Origin of the sequence: Tepidamorphus sp. 3E244 (genome assembly GCF_046159835.1) — a bacterium.
GTDB lineage: Bacteria > Pseudomonadota > Alphaproteobacteria > Rhizobiales > Tepidamorphaceae > JACKJK01.
Genome location: NZ_JBJXCY010000001.1, coordinates 1254318 through 1275823, shown reverse-complemented (window position 1 = coordinate 1275823; position 21506 = coordinate 1254318). Strand labels below are relative to the sequence as shown.

Annotated in this window: 22 protein-coding genes; 6 read left to right on the top strand and 16 right to left on the bottom strand. The window is 64.6% G+C overall.

Annotation, left to right across the window (positions count from 1 at the left end):
* Window positions 1-19 precede the first annotated feature (19 nt).
* Window positions 20-1846 carry an SLC13 family permease gene (locus tag ACKTEK_RS06020; protein ID WP_409164332.1) on the top strand — a complete coding sequence of 609 codons (1827 nt, stop codon included), beginning with the start codon at window positions 20-22 and terminating at the stop codon, window positions 1844-1846.
* A gap of 38 nt (window positions 1847-1884) precedes the next feature.
* Window positions 1885-2688: an arginyltransferase gene (locus ACKTEK_RS06015; protein WP_409164331.1), complete on the top strand. Its 804-nt coding sequence runs from the start codon at window positions 1885-1887 to the stop codon at window positions 2686-2688.
* Here the strand turns inward: ACKTEK_RS06015 and parC are convergent.
* From parC to rpoZ, 12 genes are all read right to left on the bottom strand, one after another.
* A complete protein-coding gene (parC, locus tag ACKTEK_RS06010) occupies window positions 2674-4944 on the bottom strand; it encodes a DNA topoisomerase IV subunit A (protein WP_409164330.1) in 2271 nt (756 codons plus the stop codon). The two genes, ACKTEK_RS06015 and parC, sit on opposite strands and share 15 nt — an antisense overlap.
* A 49-nt stretch (window positions 4945-4993) precedes the next feature.
* The gene (locus tag ACKTEK_RS06005; RefSeq protein ID WP_409164329.1) at window positions 4994-5455 is read right to left on the bottom strand and encodes a DUF302 domain-containing protein; all 462 of its coding nucleotides are present in this window, start codon (window positions 5453-5455) and stop codon (window positions 4994-4996) included.
* Between the two features lie 80 nt (window positions 5456-5535).
* Window positions 5536-6264 (bottom strand): DNA repair protein RecO, encoded by a 729-nt coding sequence (gene recO, locus ACKTEK_RS06000; RefSeq protein WP_409164328.1) that lies wholly within the window; start codon window positions 6262-6264, stop codon window positions 5536-5538.
* A gap of 3 nt (window positions 6265-6267) precedes the next feature.
* The gene (era, locus tag ACKTEK_RS05995; protein ID WP_409164327.1) at window positions 6268-7203 is read right to left on the bottom strand and encodes a GTPase Era; all 936 of its coding nucleotides are present in this window, start codon (window positions 7201-7203) and stop codon (window positions 6268-6270) included.
* Window positions 7196-7900, bottom strand: coding sequence for a ribonuclease III (rnc, locus tag ACKTEK_RS05990; RefSeq protein WP_409164326.1), 705 nt, complete (start codon window positions 7898-7900; stop codon window positions 7196-7198). The genes era and rnc overlap by 8 nt, the downstream gene beginning before the upstream one ends.
* Window positions 7897-8655, bottom strand: a complete 759-nt coding sequence (gene lepB / locus ACKTEK_RS05985) for a signal peptidase I (RefSeq protein WP_409164325.1) — start codon at window positions 8653-8655, stop codon at window positions 7897-7899. Before lepB ends, rnc begins: the two co-directional genes overlap by 4 nt.
* A gap of 135 nt (window positions 8656-8790) precedes the next feature.
* Window positions 8791-9204: a holo-ACP synthase gene (gene acpS, locus ACKTEK_RS05980; RefSeq protein WP_409164324.1), complete on the bottom strand. Its 414-nt coding sequence runs from the start codon at window positions 9202-9204 to the stop codon at window positions 8791-8793.
* Complete coding sequence (locus ACKTEK_RS05975) at window positions 9201-9974, bottom strand: pyridoxine 5'-phosphate synthase (protein ID WP_409164323.1); 774 nt, start codon at window positions 9972-9974, stop codon at window positions 9201-9203. Before ACKTEK_RS05975 ends, acpS begins: the two co-directional genes overlap by 4 nt.
* Before the next feature lie 31 nt (window positions 9975-10005).
* Window positions 10006-10488 carry a DUF2062 domain-containing protein gene (locus ACKTEK_RS05970; protein ID WP_409164322.1) on the bottom strand — a complete coding sequence of 161 codons (483 nt, stop codon included), beginning with the start codon at window positions 10486-10488 and terminating at the stop codon, window positions 10006-10008.
* Between the two features lie 91 nt (window positions 10489-10579).
* A complete protein-coding gene (gene pyrE / locus ACKTEK_RS05965; RefSeq protein ID WP_409164321.1) occupies window positions 10580-11179 on the bottom strand; it encodes an orotate phosphoribosyltransferase in 600 nt (199 codons plus the stop codon).
* A gap of 17 nt (window positions 11180-11196) precedes the next feature.
* A complete protein-coding gene (locus tag ACKTEK_RS05960; RefSeq protein ID WP_409164320.1) occupies window positions 11197-13482 on the bottom strand; it encodes a RelA/SpoT family protein in 2286 nt (761 codons plus the stop codon).
* Window positions 13483-13527: 45 nt separating this feature from the next.
* Window positions 13528-13902, bottom strand: coding sequence for a DNA-directed RNA polymerase subunit omega (gene rpoZ / locus ACKTEK_RS05955; RefSeq protein ID WP_409164319.1), 375 nt, complete (start codon window positions 13900-13902; stop codon window positions 13528-13530).
* A gap of 273 nt (window positions 13903-14175) precedes the next feature.
* On the opposite strand from rpoZ, the gene ACKTEK_RS05950 reads away from it, so the two are divergent.
* Both ACKTEK_RS05950 and ACKTEK_RS05945 read left to right on the top strand, forming a co-directional pair.
* Window positions 14176-14781: an NYN domain-containing protein gene (locus ACKTEK_RS05950; RefSeq protein ID WP_409164318.1), complete on the top strand. Its 606-nt coding sequence runs from the start codon at window positions 14176-14178 to the stop codon at window positions 14779-14781.
* Window positions 14744-15445 carry a uracil-DNA glycosylase gene (locus ACKTEK_RS05945; RefSeq protein WP_409164317.1) on the top strand — a complete coding sequence of 234 codons (702 nt, stop codon included), beginning with the start codon at window positions 14744-14746 and terminating at the stop codon, window positions 15443-15445. The genes ACKTEK_RS05950 and ACKTEK_RS05945 overlap by 38 nt, the downstream gene beginning before the upstream one ends.
* A gap of 27 nt (window positions 15446-15472) precedes the next feature.
* Here ACKTEK_RS05945 and ACKTEK_RS05940 read toward each other — a convergent pair whose 3' ends face one another.
* The 3 genes from ACKTEK_RS05940 to dapA are packed head-to-tail and all read right to left on the bottom strand — an operon-like array spanning window position 15473 to window position 17427.
* A complete protein-coding gene (locus ACKTEK_RS05940; protein ID WP_409164316.1) occupies window positions 15473-16036 on the bottom strand; it encodes a peroxiredoxin in 564 nt (187 codons plus the stop codon).
* A gap of 8 nt (window positions 16037-16044) precedes the next feature.
* Window positions 16045-16503, bottom strand: a complete 459-nt coding sequence (gene smpB, locus ACKTEK_RS05935; RefSeq protein ID WP_409164896.1) for an SsrA-binding protein SmpB — start codon at window positions 16501-16503, stop codon at window positions 16045-16047.
* A gap of 39 nt (window positions 16504-16542) precedes the next feature.
* Complete coding sequence (gene dapA / locus ACKTEK_RS05930; RefSeq protein WP_409164315.1) at window positions 16543-17427, bottom strand: 4-hydroxy-tetrahydrodipicolinate synthase; 885 nt, start codon at window positions 17425-17427, stop codon at window positions 16543-16545.
* 325 nt (window positions 17428-17752) lie between these two features.
* On the opposite strand from dapA, the gene ACKTEK_RS05925 reads away from it, so the two are divergent.
* Window positions 17753-19951 carry a lytic transglycosylase domain-containing protein gene (locus ACKTEK_RS05925; RefSeq protein WP_409164314.1) on the top strand — a complete coding sequence of 733 codons (2199 nt, stop codon included), beginning with the start codon at window positions 17753-17755 and terminating at the stop codon, window positions 19949-19951.
* A 7-nt stretch (window positions 19952-19958) separates the two neighbouring features.
* Window positions 19959-20915 carry an alpha/beta fold hydrolase gene (locus ACKTEK_RS05920; protein ID WP_409164313.1) on the top strand — a complete coding sequence of 319 codons (957 nt, stop codon included), beginning with the start codon at window positions 19959-19961 and terminating at the stop codon, window positions 20913-20915.
* On the opposite strand, the gene ACKTEK_RS05915 is transcribed toward ACKTEK_RS05920, so the two are convergent.
* Window positions 20912-21481 carry a hypothetical protein gene (locus ACKTEK_RS05915; protein ID WP_409164312.1) on the bottom strand — a complete coding sequence of 190 codons (570 nt, stop codon included), beginning with the start codon at window positions 21479-21481 and terminating at the stop codon, window positions 20912-20914. The genes ACKTEK_RS05920 and ACKTEK_RS05915 overlap by 4 nt on opposite strands.
* Window positions 21482-21506: the final 25 nt, after the last annotated feature.

Below are 21506 nucleotides of genomic sequence, written 5' to 3'. Positions count from 1 at the left end.
GGTGCGGCGGGGAGCGGGCATGACATCAATGGCGCACATGTGGGCGGCGTTCGCCATCATCGCGGTCGCGATGGTGGGCTTCACGCTCGAACGAATCGCCATCGAGATCACGGCACTGGCGACGGTTGTCGCGCTGATCACCCTGTTCACGCTGTTCCCGCTGCCGGGTCCCGGCGGCGTGCTGGTTTCGCCGGAAGTGCTGCTGGCCGGGTTCGCCAATCCGGCGCTCATTACCGTTCTTTCGCTGCTCGTCGTCGGTCAGGGACTGTTCCAGACCGGGGCCATAGACGGCATCACGCGCAAGCTGTCCAACAAGGCGGTGACCAGCCCGAAGCTGACCATCGCCTCGCTGCTGATCGCAGCCGGCGCCCTTTCGGCCTTCATGAATAACACGCCGCTTGTGGTGATCGTCTTGCCGGTCTTGGCGGCCATCGGCTCTCGCTCCCGCATCCCGGCCAGCCGGTTCATGATGCCGCTGTCCTTCATCGCCATCCTCGGCGGCAGCCTGACGCTGATCGGTTCCTCAACGAACCTGCTGGTCGCCGGCGTCGCCCGCGACATGGGCCTCGACCGCATTACCTTCTTCGAGATCACGCCCGTCGCCATGCCGCTGGTGCTGGTGGGCATTGCCTACGTGCTGTTCGCGATGCCGCCGATGCTGAAGCCCCGCGCCTCGCTGATGCAGGAGGTCGCCGGCGGCGACAAGGCGGGCAAGCAGTTCGTGGTGCGCATCCGCATCGACAACGACCATTTTCTCGTCGGGGCGAAGTCCGCCGCCGGCATGTTTCCGCAGCTGAAGGGCATGACGGTGCTGATGGTCCAGCGAGGCCCGCAAAACATCCTGCCGCCATACGAGGATGTCGAGCTTGCCAGTGGCGACACCCTGATCGTCGCGGCGACGCGCCAGACGCTCGCCGACTCGATGCGCGGCCGCCAGCAGCTCATCAACCCCGACCAACTGGACGACGACCCTGCTCCGCAGGGAAGCAACCACGTCATCGTCGCGGAAGCCGTCGTCGCGCCGGGTTCGCGCCTTGCGGGGCGCACCATCGAGACGGCTTCGCTCGCCGCAACCACCGGCTGCTTCGTTCTCGGCTTCCAGCGCCAGAGCCGCATGACGCGGGTGCGCATCGGCGACATTCGCATGGAGCCGGGCGACGTTCTCCTCGTCGGCGGGCAGCGCGACGACATCGCCCGCCTGCGGCTTAACCGCGATGTCATCCTGCTGGAATGGTCGGCGGAGGAAGTCCCGATCAACAACCGCGCGGCATGGGGCATCGCGATCTTTGCCGTGACCGTCGCGCTTGCTGCCACGGAAATGGTGCCGCTGGTGCTGGCAGCCCTTGCAGGCGCCATCGCGATGGTCATCGCCGGCTGCCTCAACGTGCATCAGGCAGCGCGCGCCTTTGACCGGCGCATCTATCTGCTGGTCGGATCGGCGCTCGCAATGGCAACCGCGTTGGAGGCAACGGGCGGCGCGCAATTGGTGGCCCACGGCATTGTGGAGACGTTTTCCGGCGCGCCGACCGCGGTTCTGCTGTCGGCCCTGTTCATCACCATCGCGATCTTCACCAACATCTTGTCGAACAATGCCACCGCCGTTCTGTTCACGCCCATCGCGGTGACCGCAGCGCTGGAACTGGGCATCGACCCGCATCCATTCGTGATGACGGTGATCCTTGCGGCCAATTGCTCCTTCGCAACGCCCATCGGCTACCAGACGAACCTGCTCGTCATGGCGCCGGGGCACTACAAGTTCGCAGACTTCCTGAAAGCCGGCGTACCGCTTGTCCTGCTCATGTGGCTGACGTTCTCCATTGCCGCGCCGTTCGTGCTCGCTATCTGAGCTTGAATCCGAGCAGTCTTTTCAGGACATTGTTCAGTATGAGCAGGATTTCACCCGGAGCGCCGCAATTCTACCTGACGGCTCCCACGCCGTGCCCGTATCTGCCGGGCCGGTACGAGCGCAAGGTGTTCACGCAGCTTGCAGGCGAGCGCGCTCCCGAACTCAACGATATTCTCACCCAGGGCGGATTCCGCCGCAGCCAGTCGATTGCCTATCGCCCGGCCTGCGAGGGGTGCCGCGCCTGCGTGTCCGTGCGCATCCGCGTGGATGAATTCGAGCCGACCCGCAGCCACAAGCGCCTGTTGAAGAAGAACCGCGACATCATCGGCGAGGATCGGGCGCCGATCTCCGATGCCGAGCAGTATGCGCTGTTTCGCGACTACCTGCTGTCGCGCCATGACGGCGGCGGCATGGCCGACATGTCGGTGCTGGACTACGGCATGATGGTCGAGGACAGCCCCGTCACCAGCCGTCTCATTGCCTACCGGGGACGCGGTCCCGACAGCGCCATCACCGGGCTTGGACAGGGCGCGCTCTACGCCTGCGCGCTGACAGACGAACTGCATGACGGGTTGTCGATGGTCTACTCGTTCTTCGACACAGACCTCGCCGCGCGCAGCCTCGGCACGTTCATGATCCTCGACCATATCGAGCGGGCAAGGAAGCGTGGCCTGCCCTTCGTCTATCTTGGCTACTGGGTCCGGGATTCAGACAAGATGGGCTACAAGATCGGCTTTCGCCCGCAGGAACACCTGCTGCCGGGCGGCTGGCGCGAAGTCGATGCCGAAGGCGATCCGCTGGAGCCGCTGCCCGAGTTCGAGACGCACTCAGCCTTTTGCTGACAATCCGTCCAGCGCATCCGGCCCGAAGCGGTTGGCGCGCGGGAAGCCTTGCGGAACCATGCGGCCTGCCTGCGCGCGTTCACCGCGCCATTCGGCCAGTTCCTCGAGGCTGCGCGTGAAGGTGCGGCCCGCCGGGTCGCTCCACGTCAGCCCGTCTGCGCCGGTGAAACAGCGAATGTCGGCAACACCGCCATCCTTGTACTTTTGGAGGCGCACGCCCTTGCCGCGCGACATCTCTGTCAGTTGATCGAGCGGGAAGACGAGCAGCTTGCGGTTGTCGCCGAGGATCGCGGCATGGTCGCCGGTCACCGGCACGCAGATCTTTGCAGGCGTGCTGCCGGAGACGTTAAGCACCTGCCGCCCCTTGCGGGTCATGGCGACGACGTCCTTTTCCGGCACGATGAAGCCACGCCCTTCGGCGCTGGCGACAAGCAGCTTGCGCGCGGGATCGTGGACGAAAGCTGCCACGATGCTGGCGTTCTCCGGGAAATCGACCATCAGCGAGACCGGCTCGCCGGTGCCGCGCCCGCCGGGCAGCTTGTCGGCGGCAAGCGTGAAGAACCGGCCATCCTCGGCAAACAGCAGGATCTTGTCGGTCGTCTGCGCGTGGAAGGCGCGCGCCAGCTTGTCTTCGGCCTTGAACTGCAGGTTGGAGACATCAGTGATGTGCCCCTTCATGGCCCGGATCCAGCCCTTGTCCGACAGCACGACGGTGATCGGCTCGCGCTCGATCATGGCCTCGGCAACGTCGATGTCCATGTTGCCGGCCTCGCCGAAACCGGAACGGCGGCGGCCAAGCTCCGTATCCGGGCCGAACTTGCCGCGCACTTCGGCGATCTGCTCGCCGATGCGGGTCCATTGCAGCTTTTCGTCGCCCTGCAGGGTGCGCAGGTTGGCCTGCTCGCCGGTCAGCGACTTGTGCTCGCGGCGGATCTCCATTTCCTCGAGCTTGCGCAGCGAGCGCAGGCGCATGTTGAGGATGGCTTCGGCCTGCGTGTCCGTCAGGTTGAAGGTCGCGATCAGCGTTGCCTTCGGCTCGTCTTCCTCGCGGATGATGCGGATCACTTCATCCAGGTTGAGATAGGCGACGAGATAGCCTTCGAGCACGTCGAGGCGCTTGGCGATCTGTTCGAGACGGTACGCGGCACGGCGCAGCAGCACCTCGCGGCGGTGGTCCAGCCATTCCTTCAAGGCCTGTTTCAGGCCGATGACGTTGGGCACCTTGCCGCGCGTCAGCACGTTCATGTTGAGCGAGATGCGCGACTCAAGGTCCGAGAGGCGGAACAGCGAGGCCATCAAAAGGTCGGCATCGACGGACCGGCTCTTTGGCTCCAGCACGATGCGCACGTCTTCTGCGGATTCGTCGCGCACATCGGCCAGAAGCGGTATCTTCTTTTCGGTGATGAGGTCGGCGATCTTCTCGATCAGCCGCGACTTCTGGACGAGGTACGGAATCTCGGTGACGACAAGGACGTAGGTCCCCCGCCCGGTTTCTTCCTTGTGCCACGCAGCCCGCACCCGGAAGCCGCCACGCCCGGTCTCGTAGGCCTCGAAGATCTGGTCTTTCGGCTCCACGATGACGCCGCCTGTCGGGAAATCCGGTCCCGGAACGCGCTCGACGAGTTCAGCCGTCGTCGCCTCGGGATTTTCAATCAGCAGCAGGGCCGCATCGCACAGCTCGGCGGCATTGTGGGGCGGGATCGACGTCGCCATGCCGACGGCAATGCCCTGCGAGCCGTTGGCCAGCAGGTTCGGGAAGCCGCCCGGCAGAACGATCGGCTCGCGGTCTTCGCCGTCATAGGTCTCGCGGAAATCGACGGCGTCTTCGTCAAGGCCGTCGAGAATGATCTTGGCGACCTCGGTCAGCCGCGCCTCGGTATAGCGCATGGCGGCGGCGTTATCGCCGTCGATATTGCCGAAGTTGCCCTGCCCGTCGACCAGCGGGTAGCGCTGGGCAAATGACTGCGCCAACCGCACCAGCGCATCGTAGACCGCCTGGTCGCCGTGGGGGTGGTATTTACCGATGACGTCGCCGACGACACGCGCGCACTTCTTGAAGCCCTGGTCGGGATCGAGCTTCAGCAGGCGCATGGCGTAGAGCAGCCGGCGGTGAACGGGTTTCAGCCCGTCGCGCACATCCGGCAATGCGCGGTGCATGATGGTCGAGAGCGCATAGGCAAGGTACCGCTCTTCCAGCGCGTCGCGCAGGTTGATCGGCTCGATGCCGTCACCATCGAGAATCGGCGTGTCACCCATGCAAACCGGGGTAAACCAAGCCTCGCCCCCCGGCAAGCACGGTTAAGTGTCAGAAGTCGCCCGAGGCTTCCTTGACGATCTCTTCGAGGATGCCGTTGACCTTGTCGCGGCCCTGCCCGTCCGGCAGCCGCCGGAAGCCGACCGTCACGGTTCCGGGCGTCGCAGCCGCCTCGTAGACGAACAGCACGTAGGGGCAGAAGGCGATGTTACCGATCTCGACTTCCATGACCTCGCGCGAGACGACGGCCGAGCAGAACGTGAAGAATTCCGCGTCCTTGTAGATCGTCTCCGTCGCGCCGACGTCTTCCGCCGTGCGTTTCAGCATATCGCCGATGAAGCCGTGATAGTCGACCACATAGCCCTTGTTGACGATGGCGTCGTTCAGGTCCTGCGCGACGGTGGCGAAGTCCGCGTCGACCTCCATCGTCGTGACGCCGTCCATGGCCTGCGCAGTTGTCGCGGCAAACGTCAGCGCGGCGCCGAATGCAAAATTCCGAAGAGCCTGTTTCATGGCTTTGGTCCTCCCTGCGCGAATAGATAGTGCGCACTCCAAATGTGTCGCGCGCAGCCCTGCCCCACACTTGATCCGCATCAAGCGGCGGTCACGTAGGCGATGAAGCGCTCGCGCTCTGCCGGGGGCGGAACGTTGCGCGGCATCCAGACATGGCGATGCAGGAAGTGGCCGGTCAGCCTGAAGGCATCCGCGAGCCCCTGCACGCTGCCGCCACCGCCGAAGTCCGCGCCCTCCTGCCGCAGGAAATCGGGCAGCGCCAGCAGGCGGTCCTTGTAGGGTTTACCGGCCTGCGCACTGACTGCACGGCCGGTCTTCGGCGACACGTAGACAAGGCCGGCGCGCTGGCCTGTCGCAGCGCAGAATGTCAGGTCCAGGCCGAAGCCGAGGGCGGCCAGCAGGTCGCGTTCGAAGACCGCCAGCGCCTGCCCGCCAAGCCCGGTCTGGAGCATGTCGTTGGTCGCCTCGAACAGTTCGAACAGGTCTTCGTTGGTGTCGCGTTCGGGAAGCAGCCGCACATGGGCTGCAAGCGTCATGAAGCCGGCCAGCGCCGTGCGGTCGGCCATCAGGTCGGCGGCGCGATCCTCAATCGGCTCGGCCTGAAACATGCCCAGATGTTCCTCAAGCCGCGCGCGCCACGTGAGGCGAACGCGGTTGCCCGGTTGCAATGTCGGCTGCATGCGCCGCGAGCGACCGCCCTTGACGATGCCGAGGTGCCTTCCGTGACCGCTGGTGAAGGCCTCGACGATGACGCTGCTCTCGCCGTGGCGGCGCGTCCCGAGGATGATGCCGTCCTCCGACCACTCCATGGCTCAGCCGTCGGAGAAGTCGAGCCCGATCTCGCGGTAGCGGCCGGGGTCCTGAGACCAGTTCTCGCGCACCTTCACGAACAGGAACAGGTGGACAGGCGTGTCGGCGGCTTCGGCGATCTCGCCGCGCGCGGACGCGCCAATCGCCTTGATTGTCTGGCCTTTCTCGCCGAGCACGATCTTGCGCTGGCTTTCGCGCTCCACGTAGATCGTCTGTTCGATGCGCACCGAACCGTCCTTGAGGCTCTTCCACTGGGTCGTCTCGACGGTGGAGCGATAGGGAAGCTCCTGATGCAGACGCAGCATCAGCTTTTCGCGCGTGATCTCGGCCGCCAGTGCGCGCAGCGGCAGGTCGGACACCTGGTCTTCCGAGTAGAACCACGGGCTGGGCATCATCTCGCCGCCAAGGCGCTTCTTGAAGTCCTCGAGACCGCTGCCGGTGGTCGCCGACACCATGTAGGTGTTCTCGAAATTGACGAGGCTGTTTGCCTCCTGCGCCAGCTCCAGCAGCTTCTCGCGCGGGACGAGGTCGATCTTGTTCAGCACGAGGTCGCAGGGCTGGCGGATCTGCGCGGCGCGCTTCAGCAATTCGCGCACCTCCTCGGTCAGCCCGGCCTTGGCGTCGATGATGACGGCGACGCGGTCGGCATCGGTCGCCCCGCGCCACGCGGTCTTGACCATGGCGCGCTCAAGGTGGCGCTTGGGCGCGAAGATGCCCGGCGTATCGACGAGGATGACCTGCGCGTTTCCATGCACGAAGATGCCGCGAATGAGCGCCCGCGTCGTCTGCACCTTGTGGGTGACGATCGAGACCTTGGTGCCCGTCAGCGCATTCACCAGCGTCGACTTGCCGGCATTTGGTGCGCCGATCAGCGCGACAAAGCCCGCGCGCGTGTCGGGCGGGGCCAGTTCGGGCGTGTTCGTGTCGGAATCAGTCATCGCCATCCTCCTCGCCTTCCCAGACGCCTGCCGTCACCAGCAGCGCTTCGGCCGCGGCCTGTTCGGCGGCCCGCTTCGACGTGCCCTTCCCGACTTCCGGTGCCATGCCGTCAACGCTCGCTTCCACGCTGAAGACCGGGGCATGGTCCGGCCCGGTGCGTGATTGCGTGCGATAGTTCGGCACCCCGCGACCGGCCTTGTGCGCCCATTCCTGCAACATGGTCTTTGGGTCGCGCAGGGGCCGGTCCGGCTCCAGCATCAGTCCGTTCCAATTGACCTCGACGAAGTCGCGCGCCGCCTCGTAGCCGGCATCCAGAAAGATCGCGCCAATCACCGATTCACAGACATTGGCGAGGATGCCGCGGTTCTTCTGCGCACCCATGCGCAGCTCCGCGTCGCCGACCAGAATATGCGGGCCGATGCCCATCTTGCGCGCGATCTTGGCGCAGGTGTCGCCGCGCACCATCTGCGTCAGCCGGCGCGACAGTTCGCCTTCGTCGGCTTTGGGAAAGGCACGCTGCAGCATGTCGGCAACAGCCAGGCCGAGCACGCGGTCACCTAGAAACTCCAGACGCTGGTAAGTTGCGCGGGCATCGCCGCCTGCCGCACTGGCATGGGTCAGCGCCTCGCGCAGAAGCGCCTCATTCTTGAAGCGGTGCTTCAGGATCTCGAAGACCGCATCCTGATCGATGGTCATTCCACGCCCGAGAACAGCCGGCCCCAGCGGATCGAATAAGGCCATTTCCAGAACTGCCAGAAGCTCGACCCCTCCTCCAGTGACAGGAAGATCACTTCCGCACGTCCGACAAAATTCTCGTACGGCACGTAGCCGACCATGTTCAGGAAGCGGCTGTCGGTAGAGTTGTCGCGGTTGTCGCCCATCATGAAGTAGTGGCCTTCGGGGACGACATATTCCGGCGTGTTGTCGCCATAGCCGTTATCGACGAGGTCGAGCACGGTGTAGGTCTTGCCGTTGGGCAGCGTTTCCCTGTAGCGCGGCACGGTGACGTCGCCGCCGCGCCCGTCATCCTCGGTGTAGTCACCGACGCGCTCGCGCGTCACCGGTTCGCCGTTGATGTGGACGATGCCCGATTTCACCTGGATCGTCTCGCCCGGCAGGCCGATCACCCGCTTGATGTAGTCGGTGGAATTGTCCTTGGGCAGCTTGAATACGGCCACGTCGCCACGTTTCGGATCACCAGCCATGATGCGCCCGTCGAACGGGCCGATGCCGAAGGGGAACGAGTATTTCGAGTAGCCGTAGCTGTACTTGGAGACGAAGAGGTAATCGCCGATCATCAGCGTCGACTTCATCGACCCGGAGGGAATTGAGAACGGCTGGAACAGAAATGTCCGGATGACCAGCGCAATGAGGAGCGCGTGAATGACGATACGGATCGTTTCGCCGATACCGCCGGCTTCGCTGCTCTGAACTCGCTTTGACACGCTCATCCTACCTTGTCTCCTGCGCAACGCCGTCTCGATTCGCTGTCCCGCCCCGGCGCCAGAGCATCGCCGATATATAGGCTGCAAACCGGTCCAGCAATGCGCTGGGCGATCATTAGGCCTGCAGCGCGTCGCTTTGGCTCAGGGCAGCGTAATGTGATCGGGAATGGCCGAAATGATGACGATGGCCTGCGCCATGGGAAAATCGTCCGTGATTGTCAGGTCGATCTGCGCGCGGTGGCCTTGCGGCACCATGCCGTTGAGGCGAAGCAGTGCGCTGCCGGTGAGCTGCATGGTCGGCTTGCCGCCGGGAAGGTTCACGACGCCGAGGTCGCGCCAGTAGACGCCGCGATTGATGCCGGTCCCGAGCGCCTTGGCGCAGGCTTCCTTGGCCGCGAACCGCTTGGCATATGACGCCGCGCGCAGGCGGCGGCGGTCGGATTTCACCCGCTCGATCTCGGTGAATACGCGCTCGGTAAAGCGCTCGCCGTGGCGCTCCAGCGTCTTCTCGATGCGCCGGATATCGATGATGTCGTTGCCGATGCCGATGATCATGCCGGCTCTGCCACGGCTTGCGCGCGGGCGCGGTCCATGAGGTTGCGCATCTTGCGGATGGCAGCCTCCAGCCCGGTGAAGATCGCCTCGCCGATGAGGAAGTGCCCGATATTCAGTTCGGCAAGCTCGGGGATCGCGGCAATCGGCCCGACGGTTTCGAAGGTCAGCCCGTGGCCCGCATGGATTTCCAAGCCCCTGCTCGCCCCGTGCGCTGCCGCGCGCGCAATGCGTTCGCACTCGGCATCGCGAAGACCGTATTCGCCGGCGATTTCCAGTTCGCAGTAGCGCCCGGTGTGCAGTTCCACCACGGGCGCGCCAAGCTCCAGCGCCGCATCAAGCTGCGCGGGGTCCGGCTCGATGAACAGCGAGACGCGCGATCCGGCATCCGCGAGCGTCTTCACGATGGGCGCGAGACGGGCGAAATTCGCCCGTGCGTCCAGACCGCCCTCGGTTGTGCGCTCCTCGCGCTTTTCGGGAACGATGCAGCAGGCGTGCGGGCGGTGCGCCAGCGCGATCTCGACCATCTCGTCGGTCGCGGCCATTTCGAAGTTGAGCGGCTTGTCGATTTCCTTCGTCAGCCGCGCAATATCCTCGTCCGAGATGTGCCGCCGGTCCTCGCGCAGATGCGCGGTGATGCCGTCGGCACCCGACTGGGCCGCGATCTGTGCGGCGCGAACGGGATCGGGAAACTTGCCGCCGCGGGCGTTACGGATGGTGGCCACGTGGTCGATGTTCACGCCGAGCCTGAGAAAACGGGAGCGGTTTGCCATCGCGGAGTTCACTTTCGGTGGAAGGATAAGGCTATTCGGCCGCTTCGGGTGCGCCGCGCACACCGGCGATCTGCGCCGCGCGCCTGGTCTGGTAGCCGCGAACGGCGGCCCGGATCGGGAAGTAGAATATCACCCAGGCGATCGAGCCAAGAATGACGCCGCCCAGCGCCATCGGCTTGATGAGCGGCCAGACCGTGGCGAACGAGAAGTCCGACCACGAGAAATACTCCCACAGCTTCGTCGCGGCGTGGTGACGCCCGCCCCCGCCGAGGATCCCCGAGCCGAGCGAATAGGTGGCGCTCCAGATCAGCGGGAACGTGAAGAAATTGCCGATGAAGGTGCCGAAGGCCGAAGCGATGATGTTGCCGCGCGTGAACCAGGCGATCAGCGCCGCGAGCAGGAAATGCAGGCCCATGAGCGGGCTGAACGAGGCAAACGCACCTGCGGCAAAGCCCGCCGCGATGGCGTGCGGCGTCGCACGCATCCGCAGGACGCGCTTCTTCACGTAGTTCATGGAACGCGGCCACGAGCGCCGAGGCCACAGGGCCACGCGCACGCGATTGCCGAACGGTTCCTTTGTACGTCGCCCGAAGATCATTGCGGTCTTACCTGCCACCCCCCGGAGTGCTGAGATGCCGGCTGCCGGGCTTGGTCTGCGGCACGGCGGCGAGTTCGGCCGGCACCTCGTCCGGCGCGTAGCTCGGCACGTCCATCGCCGCCAGCGAAACCAGCGGAACGCCGGGATCGGCCGCACCATTCGAGCGGTCGATCAGGCAGCCGCAGCACTGGACGTCACCACCCAGCGCCTTGACGCAATCCACCGCCTCGCGGCTGGACAGACCCGTCGTCACGATGTCCTCGACAATCGCGATCTTCGTGCCCGGCTCGATGTGGAAGCCCCGGCGAAGCTGGAAGTTGCCTTCCTCGCGCTCCACCCAGATGGCGGGAACGCCAAGATGGCGCGCCGTCTCGAAACCGGGAATAAGGCCTCCGAGCGCCGGCGAGACAACCAGATCGACGGAGAACCCGGCATTGCGGATCTTCTGCGCCAGCCCCTTGCAGAGCTTCTCGGTGAGGTCGGGATACATGAAGACCCGCGCCTTCTGCAGAAAGACAGGGCTGTGCCGCCCGGAGGACAGCACGAAGTGGCCTTCCAGGATGGCGTCCGCCTTGCGGAAGATGTCGATGACTTCCTCGTGGTCCATGGTCCCTCGTCGCCTTCCTAGCCGTTCAACCGTACTGCCGAATTGACCACATCCGCGCTCTTCAGGAGAGCAATGATGCGGTTGAGGTGTTTCAAATCCCATACTTCGATGCCGATTTCCATTTCAGTAAAATCGGGCGCGCGTGCGCTCATGACCACCGTATCGATATTTGCGTCCTGTTCGCCGATGATCTGGGCGATTTCGGCCAGCGATCCCGGTTCGTTGAGTGCGCGCACCCGCAAGGCTGCGGGGAAGCGCTCGTCGCCATCGGAATCGATGTCCCATCGCACGTCCAGCCAGCGGTCCGGCTGGTCGTCGTAGTTCTTCAGTTCCGGCGACTGGATCGGATATATGGTGATCGCCTCGCCCGGCGTCATGATGCCGACGATGCGATCCCCTGGCACGGCCCCGCCGTTGGGCGCAAACCGCACCGGCAGGTCACCGTGCAGACCGCGAATGGGAATGGCCCCGCGCTGTTGCTTGTCCGCCTTGCCCGACTTGTCGGTTTCGGACTTGCCGGGCCATCGAAACTTCAACCCCATCGCCTTGCGCAGGCCGAACCAGCCCTCGTCCGCCCGCTGTTCCTGCTCGCGCGCCGCGTGGCCGGATTTCTCGCGCGTCCGGCTCTCGTCGCGGTGATCGGGGTAGACGGCCTTGATGACATTCGCCGTGGGAATTTCCCCGCGGCCAACGGCCGCAAGCGCGTCATCGACGTTCGACTGCCCGAGCCGCGACAACACCGCCGACAGCCTGTCATCGGAATAGGTGCGCGAGGCACGCGAGAACGCGCGTTCGACCATCTTGCGACCAAGGCCCGCATATTGCGCGCGAATCTGCTCGCGCGCCGCCTTGCGGATCGCCTGCCGCGCCTTGCCGGTCTGCACCAGCGATTCCCATGCTGCCGGGGGCACCTGGTTCTGCGCGGTGAGAATTTCGACCTGGTCGCCATTGCCGAGCTGGCTGATGAGCGGCTCCAGCCGCCCGTTGATCTTGCAGCCGATGGCGTTGTTGCCAACGTCGGTATGAACCGCATAGGCGAAATCGATTGCGTTCGCGCCGCGCGGCAGGCTGACGACCCGCCCCTTGGGCGTGAAGCAGAAGACCTGATCCTGGAACAGTTGAAGCTTGGTGTGTTCGAGGAATTCCTCCGGCGTATCGCCCTGCGCCAGCATGTCGATCAACTGCCGCAGCCAGCGATAGGCATTGCTGTCGACCTGCGAATGCGCGCCGCGCTTGCCTGACCCGTTCACCTGCGGCGGCGCAACCGATTCGCCGTCCTTGTAGAGCGCGTGGGCCGCGATGCCATACTCGGCGACGTCGTGCATGTCCTCGGTGCGGATCTGCAGTTCAACGCGCTGATGGGCAGGGCCGAGCACCGTGGTGTGGATCGAGCGGTAGTCGTTAAGCTTCGGCGTGGAGATGTAGTCCTTGAAGCGGCCCGGAACCATCCGCCATGTGGTGTGCACCAGCCCCACCGTGCGGTAGCAGTCGGCGATTGAGCCGACGATGATGCGAAAACCGTAGATGTCGGACAGCTGTTCAAAGGAAACAGCCTTCTGTTCCATCTTGCGCCAGACCGAATAGGGCCGCTTCTCGCGCCCGCTGATGGTCGCGTCTATGCCCGCATCGGCGATCTTCTCGCGCAATGCCTGCTCGATGTCGCCGATGACGGCAGCAGCCTCCTCGCGCCGTTCCGAAAGCTGGGCGGAGATGACGGCATAGGCTTCCGGCTGAAGCGTCTTGAATGAAAGGTCTTCCAGTTCCTCGCGCATCCACTGGATGCCCATGCGTCCGGCCAGCGGCGCATAGATGTCGAGGGTTTCCTCGGCGATGCGGGCCTGCTTGTCGCCGCGCATCGCGCCCAGCGTGCGCATGTTGTGCAGCCGGTCGGCGAGCTTCACCAGCAGGACGCGCACGTCCTCCGAGATCGCCAGCAGCAGCTTGCGGAAGTTTTCCGCCTGCGCCGCGCGCTTGGAGACGAGATCGAGTTTCTTGATCTTGGTGAGGCCGTCGACCAGCGCACCGATCTCGCCGCCGAACAGGCGGTCGATCTCGTCACGGGTGGTCTCGGTATCCTCGATCGTGTCGTGCAGCAGGGCCGCGACGATCGTCGCGTCGTCGAGCCTGAGTTCGGTCAGGATCGCAGCGACTTCGAGAGGATGAGAGAAATACGGATCGCCGGACGCGCGGGTCTGCGACCCGTGCGCCTTCATGGCATAGACGTAAGCCTTGTTGAGCAGCTGCTCGTCGGTACCGGGATTGTAACGCGCAACACGTTCAACGAGTTCGTACTGCCGCATCATCTGCGGGCAACCTCGCTAACGCAGACCCTTGTTGAAATCGTCGGCTCAGTCGTCGCGATCCGGCGGCTTCAGGCCTTCGAGCGCACGCAGCAGCTCTTCTTCGGACAGGTCGACCTTGTCGAGCGGCTGGCCTTCCTCGTCCTTCCCCTCGCTGGCGATCCGAGGCACGTTGTCGGCCTCGGGCTCGTCCACTTCCACATGCTTCTGGAGCGAGTGGATAAGCTCTTCGCGAAGGTCTTCCGGCGAAAGGGTTTCGTCGGCGATTTCGCGAAGGGCAACGACGGGGTTCTTGTCGTTGTCACGATCGATGGTGATCGGAGCACCGCTGGAAATGGTCCGTGCGCGGTGTCCCGCGAGCAGCACCAGGTCAAAGCGGTTGTCGACCTTGTCGATACAATCTTCCACGGTGACGCGAGCCATCGTGCCGGTCTCCTGAGTTGTTCGGGATTCAGCCCAAGGCTATAGGCGGGATTGCCCGAGGTTGCAAGTGCACCGCGAGCGGACGCCGGTCCCATCGCCTTGCATTTGCCGTCATTTGTAGCAATACGTCACACGAAGATGTTGAAAACGTGTTTCTTCGTCTGATCTTTTCGACCGGGCAGCCCGCCAACCCAATTGCGACCGGCAGGCTTCAATCCCGGCAGCTTCATCCAACCCAACCATGCGCGCAAAACGGCGCGTGCGAGGAATCGAATGAATTTCAATCACGCAGAACGAGTCGCCCTTTTCATCGATGGCGCCAACCTCTACTCGACCGCGCGCGGTCTCGGCTTTGACATCGATTTCCGCCGCCTGCTGGACCTGTTCCAGAAGAACAGTCACCTGGTGCGCGCCTACTATTACACCGCGCTGGCCGAGGACCAGGAATATTCCTCCGTCCGCCCGCTGATCGATTGGCTCGACTACAACGGCTACACCGTCATCACCAAGCCGATGAAGGAATTCACCGACTCCACGGGCCGGCGCAAGGTGAAGGGCAACATGGACATCGAGCTGGCCATCGACGCGATGGAACTGTCCCAGCACCTCGACCATGTCGTGCTGTTTTCCGGTGACGGCGATTTCCGCTCGCTGGTTGAAGCGATCCAGCGCAAGGGCAAGCGGGTGACGGTTGCCTCCACGCTGAAGACCCAGCCGCCGATGATCGCCGACGAGCTGCGCCGCCAGGCCGACCATTTTATCGAACTGGCCCTGCTTTCGGAAACCATCGGGCGTCCGCAGGCCGACCGTCCGCCGCGCCGCGAGCGCGAAACCTACGACGATGACGACGTCGATGGTGACGAGTTCGCCGACCGGTAAGACATTTCCCGTGCCTGCCCCTGCCCCGATATCCGAACCTCCGCGCGACTGTCCGCTGTGTCCGCGCCTCGTCGGCTTTCGCGAGGCGAACACGGCCGCGTACCCGGATTTCTTCAACGCACCGGTGCCGAACTTCGGCAATGCTTCAGCCCGCCTTTTGATCGTCGGCCTTGCGCCCGGCCTGAAGGGCGCGAACCGCACGGGCCGGCCCTTCACCGGCGACTATGCCGGCGACTTGCTCTACGAGACGCTGCTGGAAACGGGCTTTGCGCGCGGGACCTACGACAAACGCCCCGATGACGGGTTGGAGCTTGTCGACTGCCGCATCGCCAACGCGGTGCGCTGCGTGCCGCCGCAGAACAAGCCGACGCCCGAGGAAGCCAAGACCTGCCGTCCCTTCCTCGTTGCCACCATGGACGAGATGCCGGACCTGCGGGCCATTCTCGCGCTCGGCCGCATTGCACACGAAGCGGTGCTGCGAACGCTCGGGATCAAGTTGAAGGACGCGCCCTTCGCACACGGCGCGCAGCACGATCTGGATGGCGTGACCCTCTTCGACAGCTTCCACTGCTCGCGATACAACACGCAGACGCGTCGGCTGACGCCGCAGATGTTCGGTGACGTGCTGGGCGCGATCCGCTCACACGTATCGAAGGCGCGCTAGACCGCGCCTTGGGTTCGCGGGCCGGCCTCAGGCGGGGTTTGCTTCCAGCCACGCGATGACATCGTCCGCATTCCTGTCCGGCGGGAACACCGGATAAAAGACGTGGCGAATGCGCGCGCCATCGAGAATGAGCGCCATGCGCTTGAACAGCCGCCGGCCGTCCACTTCGAAATGCGGCAGGCGCATGATGTCTCCAAGCTTGAAATGTTCGTCGGAAATCAGGTCGAACGGCAGATGCAGCCGGTCCCTGGCTTCCTGCTGGTAGGCGCTGTCCTGCGTCGACAGGCCGTAGACCTGCGAGACGCCGAGTGCCTTCAGGTCCTCGAAATGGTCTCGGAACCCGCAGGACTGGGGCGTGCAGCCGCGCGCGCCGGGAATGTCGTCCCACCCCGTTGGCAGCGCCTGATCGGGGCGCCCGGTCATCGGGTAGACGTAGAGCACCGTGCGGCCGGGAAATTTCGCCACATCGACGATCGAGCCGGAAGTCGTGGGAAGTTCCACCCTTGGCATCGCCATGCCCGCGAGGTGTTGAGCGCCGCCGTCGTCTTCGGGGACAGGCAGCCCTTCGGGCAGATCCAGCGATGTGGCCATTGAGGTCCCTATCTGTGCTCGCGCAAAATGCGCGCCTTGTCGCGGTCCCAGTCCCGCTTCTTCTCGGTCTCGCGCTTGTCGATGCTGCGCTTGCCCTTGCCGAGACCGATTTCCATCTTGGCCATTCCGCGGTCATTAAAATAGAGGCGCAGCGGCACAATCGTCATGCCCTCGCGCTGCACGGCACCGATCAGCCGGTTGATCTCGCGACGATGGAGCAGCAGTCGACGCGGGCGCTTCGTCTCGTGGTTGAAGCGGTTGGCGGCCTCGTATTCCGGAATATAGGCGTTGAATAGGAACAGGTCGGAGCCGGATGGCCCGGCATAGGCCTCGTTGATCGTGACCTTGCCGGAGCGCAAAGACTTCACCTCCGTGCCCATCAGCGACAGGCCCGCCTCATACGTATCGGAGATCTCGAAATCGAACCGCGCGCGTCGGTTTTCGGCGACGTTGCGCCGCGCGGCCATGCGTGTTGATTTTGCCATGACGTCTATATGGCGCGTCGGCTACGCGTTGATAAGGCCCGCATGGACCATGGCCGCGTGAACCTCCGCCTTGACCGTTTCCGAGCACGGCACCATCGGCAGGCGTGCATCCGGCAGGCACTTGCCAAGCAGCGAGCAGGCATACTTCACGGGGGACGGGCTGGTCTCCAGGAACAGCGCGCGATGCAGCGGCATCAGCCGGTCCTGGATGTCCAGCGCCGTGGCGTAGTCACCCGACAGCGAGGCATCCTGGAATTGCGCGCAAAGGCGCGGCGCGACGTTCGCCGTCACAGAGATGCAGCCATGTCCGCCGTGGGCGTTGAAGCCCAGCGCGGTACCGTCTTCGCCCGAAAGCTGGAGGAAGTCCTTGCCGCACTGCATGCGCTGCAGGGAAACGCGGTCGAGCTTGGCGGTCGCGTCCTTTACGCCGACCACGTTCTCGCAATCCTCGTACAGCCGCTTCATGGTTTCCACGGTCATGTCCACGACCGAGCGGCCGGGAATGTTGTAGATGATGAGCGGCAGCGAGATCGCGTCGGCCTGCGCCTTGAAGTGCTGGTATAGCCCTTCCTGCGTCGGCTTGTTGTAGTACGGGCAAACCGACAGCACGGCATCGGCGCCGACGGACTCCGCATGACGCGCGAAATCCACCGCTTCCAGCGTGTTGTTCGCACCCGCGCCCGCAATGACCGGCACGCGCTTGTCGGCAACTTTCACGCAGAGTTCCACCACCTGCTTGTGCTCGTCGTGACTGAGCGTCGGGGATTCACCGGTCGTGCCGACAGGCACGAGGCCGTGCGAGCCTTCGCTGATCTGCCATTCGACGAACTCGGCAAAGGCGGTCTCGTCGACCTGCCCGTCCCGGAACGGCGTGATGAGCGCGGGGTTGGAACCACGTAGATTCATGTCATGCACCAAGAAACAACTGCCAGAAACGAATGCGCCCCGCCCATGGCAACGAGCCGGTGAGCGTGGGCGCAGCGAGCGGAGCATAAAGCCCAAAGCGCCTATCGGCAACGCGCAATCGCGCGGGCGCGAAACCGTTCGCTAACCCTCCCGGGCGTACGATCGTCTCCATGCGGACCCGTTTCATGACCATACAAAATCCCGATTTCCAAGGCATCGGGGTTGAACCGGGTCCGGAACAGACACACCTCACCGCACACGGGTTGTGTCAATCCGGGCCAGCGGCGGCCCAGGGGCAACCACGATCAAGAGGCAACGGCGACACGTGCTAGACCTACGCTCAGCGACTTTCATTGCAAAGCCGATTGCGCTCGGACTCGCGCTTGCCTGCGTCAACGCGCCGGGCGGCAAGACCAGTGCACAGACAACGGTCGGTTCGATTGCGGACCTGATCCAGCAGGCGGCTCCCGGCACGCAGGGCGTCAGCGCCGAAACCGTGAGCCTGCCCCAGTCCGTACCGATGCCGCGCAACCGCCCGCAGCGCGCAGCCGCCAGCATTTCCGCGCCGATGCAGACGCAGCCGGCGCAGCGCGCCGCATGGTCGCCGCGCGTGTTGCAGGCCGGCGAAGTGTCGTCAGCCGAGCGCAAGAAGGTCGATGAGGCCATCGGGCTGATCCGCAAGGGCCAGTTCTCCAGCGCCCGCGCCATCGGCAAGGGCCTGCGCCACCCTGTCGCCAAGGGCGTGATCGAGTACATGATTCTGCGGCAGGCCAACAGCGGTTCCAGCGTCGACGATTTCGCGGCCTTCCTCTTCACCTATGCCGACTGGCCGACCGAGAGCATCCGCTCGCGGATGGAAGACGTGATGATTGACGAGCAGCCGAAGCCGGCGACCGTCAAGCACATCCTGTCCGCCTTCCCGCCCGAATCCGGCAAGGGCCGGCTGGCGCTGGCACTCGCCCAGCAGGCCACCGGCGAAAAGCAGGCCGCACGGCAGACCATTCTTCACAGCTGGCGCACCGGCGACATCTACGGAAACGACGGAGAGGCCCGCGCCCTGAAGGTTCTCGGCCAATATCTCGACACCAATGACGACCGCATTCGCCTGCGTGCGCTGTTCTACAACGACGACAACATCTCCGGCATGCGCGCCGCCGAGCGTCTCGGTGGTGCGGACAAGAAGCTCGGCCTCGCATGGCGCGCTGTGAACAAGCGCTCCGGCGATGCCCGCAAGCTGCTGAATGCCGTGCCCAGCAGCCTGCATTCCGATCCGGGCTACCAGTTCGCCGAGATCCAGTGGCATCGCCGCGCCGGACAGGAAATCAAGTCAGCCGAACTGATGGCCAAGGCTTCGCGCCAGTTCGACGCGCTGATCGATCCCGACGAGTGGTGGATCGAGCGCCGCCTCGCCGCGCGCAATGCCATTGAGGCGGGCAAGCACCAGCTTGCCTACCAGATCGCCGCGGGCCACGCCGCGCAGACCAACTGGCTGCAGGTGGAAGCGGAATTCCACGCCGGCTGGATCGCCTTGCGCTTCCTGAACAACCCGCGCGCCGCCGTTCCGCACTTCGAGCGCACGGTGCAGCTTGCGCAGACGCCGATTTCCACTTCCCGCGCCCACTACTGGCTTGGTCGCGCCCTGCAGGCAGCTGGCGAACCGACCGCGACGGGCCACTACCAGGCAGCCGCCGCGCACCCCACGACCTATTACGGCCAGCTTGCCGTCAACGCGATGGGCGGCATCGGCATTCGCATTCCCAAGCGCCCGCAGGCCAACAACCGGCTGGCGCAGACCGGGCCGCTGCAGGCGATCAACCTGCTGAATTCGATCGGTGAGGAATCCTATCTCGTCACCTTCTTCTATGACCTGCGCGAGCGCCTGACCGATCCGGGCGACCTCACCTATCTGGCGGAGCGCGCCGGGGCCATCGGCCAGACGCATCTGCAGGTTCGCATCGGCAAGAAGGGCACGCAGGACGGCTTCCCGCTGGAACGCCATGCCTTCCCGGTCGGCGTCGTTCCCAACGTGCGCGGCGACAAGTTCCCCGAACAGGCGCTGATCTATGCGATCGCGCGGCAGGAAAGCGAATTCAACGCCGCAGCCCGCTCGCCCGCCGGCGCGCGTGGCCTGATGCAGGTGATGCCCGCGACCGCCAAGGGAATCGCACAGCGCAATGGCTACAAGTACTCGATCAACGCGCTGTCGTCCGAGCCGTCCTATAACGCCAAGTTCGGCGCGACCTATCTCGGCGAGCGCATCGGCCAGTTCAACGGCTCGTACATTCTCGCCATCGCCAGCTACAACGCCGGCAAGGGCAACGTGGACAAGTGGATCAAGCGTTTCGGCGATCCGCGTGACCCGCGCGTCGACCCGGTCGACTGGGTGGAACTGATCCCCTTCACCGAAACGCGCAACTACGTGCAGCGGGTGATGGAGAACCTTCAGGTCTACCGCGCGTTGCTGCCGGGTACCGAAGCGCGCGTCGCCATCGCCCAGGACCTGATGCGCGGCGCCACCAACTGAAGAGCCAATGGCAAGCACATTGACCACAACGCGCCGCCCTTCGGCGACGCGCATCCCCTCGGCTGAAAAGAGCGGCGACGGCAAGCTCGACGCAGCTTTTACCGAGCACAGCTACACCGCGCAGGATGGGCTGCGGCTGGTCTATTCCCAGTACGGCAAGCTCGGCGGCGAGCGCACGCCCGTGCTGTGTCTCGCCGGGCTGACCCGCAACGCGCGCGATTTTCACGAACTCGCCTCTTGGCTGTCGACCACGCCCGGCAAGGAGCGCTGCGTGATTGCGCCGGACTATCGCGGGCGCGGCCGCTCCGACTACGACCGCAACTGGGAAAACTACAGCCTCCAAACCGAACTGCAGGACGTGCTCGACCTGCTGACCGCGCTCGATCTCGAAGAGGTCATCATCGTCGGCACGTCGCGCGGCGGGCTGATCTCCATGCTTATGGGTTCGGCACGACCGGCAGCCCTGAAGGGCGTCGTCCTCAACGATATCGGCCCGGTCATCGAGCCGCAGGGACTGCTGCGCATTCGCCAGTACATGCGCGAACGGCCCGATGCGAAGAGCTGGGACGAGGTCGCCGAAGCGCTCGAGCGCATGTGGAACGCCCTCTACCCGTCGTTGACGCGCGAGGAATGGATCGACGTGGCGCGCAAGATATTCCGCGAAAAGGACGGGCGCATCGTGCCCGACCACGACCCGAACCTGCTGAAGCCGCTGGAAAAGCTCGATCTCGACAAGCCCGGCCCACCGCTCTGGGGGCTGTTCAAATCGATCAGCACGGTGCCTGTGCTTTCGGTGCGCGGCATGAATTCCGACATCCTGACCGCCGAAACGGTTGCGGAGATGAAGAAGCAGCACAAGAAGCTGCAGACGCTCGCCGTGCCCGAGGCCGGGCACGCGCCCTTGCTGACCGAGCCGCGAATCCTCAGGCAGATCGCGACCTTCATCGGGCACTGCGACGACTAGGCGTCGTCCGGCTTTTCGTCCTTGAAGGCATCCGCCTGCGCCTGCCAAGCGTCGCGCTCTATCCGGCCCGGGAAACCGATATGGGCGTTGACCCAGTCGATCTCCTCGCGGTTCCAGGCGGCGATCTGGCGAAATTGGAAGATGCCGATCTCGTTCAGCTTTTCTTCCAGCTTCTTGCCGACGCCGCTGATGCGCTTCAGGTCGTCGGCGCCGCCGGCATCCGGCTCGCTCAGGCCCGCCGGCTTCACGCCGGGAACGTCCGGTTCGCCTGACTTCGGTTCTTCAGATGCATCATCCTCGCGGCGGGTTTCAGCCTGCGAACCGGTGCCCGCCGCCCCGAAACTATCGGAGGCGTTCGGCTCCTCGATGTCATCGTACGCGGCCGGGCCGTCGACGGGATCGTCCCCGTAATGCGTGGTCGGGGACGCGCGAACACGGTCTGGAACGGGCCGCGAGACGCCCGCTTCCTGTTCGCTGAAGACCCGCTTCATCCAGCAACCAAGCATGCAGCCGCCAATGAAGGCGGCCAGCAGCAACAGCACCGACTGGAAGATGAGCGTGTCCATGTGTCAGCCCCTGTTTGCGCACTCA